Annotated in this window: 6 protein-coding genes; 2 read left to right on the top strand and 4 right to left on the bottom strand. The window is 60.3% G+C overall.

The window, feature by feature from the left end; all coding sequences use genetic code 11:
• The 4 genes from EN991_RS30525 to EN991_RS30510 all read right to left on the bottom strand — a co-directional run.
• A partial coding sequence (locus EN991_RS30525) for a nucleotidyl transferase AbiEii/AbiGii toxin family protein (protein ID WP_164769480.1) occupies nt 1–283 on the bottom strand: 283 nt, incomplete at its 3' end.
• The gene (locus tag EN991_RS30520) at nt 280–948 is read right to left on the bottom strand and encodes a DUF6088 family protein (RefSeq protein ID WP_064992982.1); all 669 of its coding nucleotides are present in this window, start codon (nt 946–948) and stop codon (nt 280–282) included. The genes EN991_RS30520 and EN991_RS30525, both read right to left, overlap by 4 nt.
• Before the next feature lie 113 nt (nt 949–1,061).
• On the bottom strand, nt 1,062–1,838 hold the full coding sequence (xth, locus tag EN991_RS30515) for an exodeoxyribonuclease III (RefSeq protein ID WP_127370140.1): 777 nt from the start codon (nt 1,836–1,838) through the stop codon (nt 1,062–1,064).
• A gap of 18 nt (nt 1,839–1,856) precedes the next feature.
• Entirely contained in the window at nt 1,857–2,039 is a 183-nt protein-coding gene (locus EN991_RS30510; protein WP_127367837.1) for a DUF3606 domain-containing protein, read from the bottom strand.
• 78 nt (nt 2,040–2,117) lie between these two features.
• Here EN991_RS30510 and EN991_RS41705 point away from each other — a divergent pair, with 78 nt between their 5' ends.
• Nucleotides 2,118–2,579 (top strand): hypothetical protein, encoded by a 462-nt coding sequence (locus tag EN991_RS41705; RefSeq protein ID WP_164766163.1) that lies wholly within the window; start codon nt 2,118–2,120, stop codon nt 2,577–2,579.
• Nucleotides 2,576–2,878, top strand: a complete 303-nt coding sequence (locus EN991_RS41700; protein ID WP_064992511.1) for a hypothetical protein — start codon at nt 2,576–2,578, stop codon at nt 2,876–2,878. The genes EN991_RS41705 and EN991_RS41700 overlap by 4 nt, the downstream gene beginning before the upstream one ends.
• Nucleotides 2,879–2,896 lie beyond the last annotated feature (18 nt).

Raw genomic sequence — 2,896 nt, 5'->3', positions numbered from 1 at the left:
ACGCAGGCTCCTCGAGGTCATCGCGGAACACGGTGACGTCGATATCCTCGGAGAAGCGCTTGATGAGGTCGTAGCCCTTCGACAGCGACGTGCCGCCCTTGAAGAGCAGCCGCGGTTCTCCTGCCGGCCGTTCGTGATAAAGCGCGTTGAGGGTCCAGCAGACCCAGAAGTCCTTTTCGACATTCCCGACCGGCGCGCCGATGCGGTTGGCCGTGGCGAGGAATAGATCGAGCCGATCACGCGGCGGTGCGGCAATAATCTGACGGTAGGCGGCGGTCGTCATGGCTTGCCCTCCGGCCCAGCTGTTGTGTTGAGGAGTTGGCGGAGGAACTCCTGCATCCAGATCGGGACGGCTGAAAGACCGGCGCGCAGATCCTCGCGGATCGCCTGGCCGTGCTTGGGGTCGGAAAGCAGGCGGCGCAAAGCAGTCTCGATCCGCTTGCGCTCGCTGTCTTGGGTCAGCATATCCTGCATCCAATGCAGGGCTTGGACGACCCGCATTCCCGGTCGATCCGCCCAATAAAGGCGGCTCGGCGCCGCATACTTGAAATAGATTTCCTGGCTGCCGAGTTTGATCGGCTTCAATCTCGCATCGACCAGTACCTCGATCCGCGCGGGTACGGCCGTCGTAAGCCCAAGATCGTTGGCGGCCGTCATGCCATCGATGACGGTGCGCGCGTTGTCGCGGCGTGTCACCGCCCGGATCACGGCGCGATAGTCCGGCACGGTGGCGCGGCCGGTCAGAGTATTGGTCCGCGGGCGGTCATAGAGACCGCGGTCAATCCGGCGAAGCTCTTGAGCCGCTGCCAGTCGCTGCAGGGTCTTGTCCACCGCGGAACGGGTGCCGAGATCGGCAAAGTCGCCGGGTGTCCAGACCTCCTCGGGCTTGGACTGGATGCGCGCGAGCACGCGAGAGCGAATATCGGTGTCGTGTTCGACCGCTGTCATGTCCGAAATATGCGACAAGTTTCGGACGATGGCAAGCGAGCTTCGTCCGAAGAATGCTACAAATTTCGGACAAAGCGCGAAATCTGGAACCACTGCAGCCGCTCAAACTCGGGTTATTCAAGCGCGATCCAGGCCGGCGCATGATCGCTCGGTTTCTCCCACCCTCGCGTCTCAACATCCACCCCGGCATCGCGAAGCTTGGGCGACAACGAGGGACTGACCAGCAGATGGTCCATCCGCAGGCCAGAACTCTTGTCGTAGCCGCCCCCATAGGAGTGGTTCCAATACGTATAGACCCCCTTTTCCGGATGGATGCGCCTGACCGCGTCGATCCAGCCGTCCTCGAGCATCGCGGCATAGGCTTGGCGACTCTCGGGAAAGTAAACCGCATCGCCGATCCATCGTCGCGGCACCACGGCATCAATCGGAGTTGGAACGACATTGTAGTCGCCGCACAGCACGGTCGGCGCTCCCGCTTTGAGCAGATCCTGGCCGTAGCTAATCAGGCGGTCGAACCAGCGCAGCTTGTAGTCAAACTTGGGACCAGGGGCGGGATTTCCGTTTGGCAGGTAGAGACAGCCGACGACGAGCCCGCTGATCTCCGCCTCGATATAGCGGCTATGGCTATCGTCAGGGTCGCCAGGAAGCCCGAGGCGGCGGTCGATCGGGTCAGCTCCGCGAGCCAGGATAGCGACGCCGTTGTAGGATTTCTGGCCGTGCCAGATCGCGCCATAGCCAGCATCGCCGATCGCCTCGGCCGGAAATTTCTCGTCCGAGGTTTTGAGTTCTTGAAGGCAGACGACGTCATAGCGCGTGGCCTTTAGCCACGCGATGAGGACCGGCAGACGACCATTGACGCCGTTTACATTGAACGTGGCAACCCGGAGCATCTAGCCGGACCCCGTGGTTCAGTTCTTACCTAGCTTATCCTCGACCTTCTTGCGCCTGTTCCCGACCGATTTCACGGCTGACTTCACGTCGGCCTTGCTCGCTCCGGTCTTACCCGCCTCGTATTTCACTTCGTGATCCTGCCCCCCAGCGACCTTCGCGCGGTCCTGGTTGCGTCCACGTGTTGTTCCAGTATTGGGCATTTCATCCTCCAAAAGATTGCCATTCCAGACCCAACAACGCAGCCGGACTCTTCCGGTTCAATATCTGGAAACACCGATTTGGAACCGAATGCCATTCAGGGTATTGAATCCAGCCATGTATTCGAGTTCCGCATGCCGGCCGTAGAGGCCGCCCTCAGCAAAAAGCGCTCTCGGCGCCGGGACTCAGAATCTACCCCTACATATTCGCTGCCAGCATTTCGTCCGTTCCAGCTCTGCACCCTGACAGACGCCATACCTGTGGGCAGCAATTGGCTGTTCGAAATGAAGTTCGACGGGTATCGTGCCCAAGTCTCGATTTCCGGCTCTAAAGTTGTGGTCTACACCCGCAACGGCCACGACTGGACACGACAGTTCAAGGTGATCCTGGCGCCGCTTCAGGCTCTAACCAAAGACTCTGCACTGATCGACGGCGAGATTGTCGCGATCGACAGCCAGGGCCGCACCAATTTTTCCATGCTGAAAACCGGAATTGCCGCGGGCATGCCGCTCAAGTCTACGCCTTCGACCTGTTGGAAATGAATGGCGAAGACCTGTCGAACCGACCGCTTCTCGATCGCAAGGAGAGGCTGGAGTTACTCCTTGGAGACCGCGACGCTGGCGACAGCCTGCAGTTTTCCGGCCACATCGTCGACCGGGGCAGACAAGTCTTCGACGCCATGTGCGAGGGTGGCCACGAAGGCGTTATCGCCAAGCGCGCCGACAGCCGTTACATCGGCGACCGCACGACCAGCTGGCTCAAGATCAAATGCACCAAACGACAGGAATTCGTCGTTGTGGTTACCGCCCAAACGACACCGGCCGAAGCATGGCCTCGCTGATCCTCGGCACCTATGAGA

It is taken from the genome of Mesorhizobium sp. M7A.F.Ca.US.005.03.2.1 (assembly GCF_003997795.1).
Taxonomy (GTDB): Bacteria; Pseudomonadota; Alphaproteobacteria; order Rhizobiales; family Rhizobiaceae; genus Mesorhizobium; species Mesorhizobium ciceri.
Note: the sequence above shows the minus strand (reverse complement) of the source record. Positions and strands in the feature narration are given on the sequence as shown.

Excerpts from the sequence above, each read along its gene's own strand:
- EN991_RS30520 (WP_064992982.1), bottom strand. The coding sequence starts at position 948 with ATGACAGCGGTCGAACACGACACCGATATTCGCTCTCGCGTGCTCGCG.
- xth (WP_127370140.1), bottom strand. The coding sequence starts at position 1,838 with ATGCTCCGGGTTGCCACGTTCAATGTAAACGGCGTCAATGGTCGTCTG.
- EN991_RS30510 (WP_127367837.1), bottom strand. The coding sequence starts at position 2,039 with ATGCCCAATACTGGAACAACACGTGGACGCAACCAGGACCGCGCGAAG.
- EN991_RS41700 (WP_064992511.1), top strand. The coding sequence starts at position 2,576 with ATGAATGGCGAAGACCTGTCGAACCGACCGCTTCTCGATCGCAAGGAG.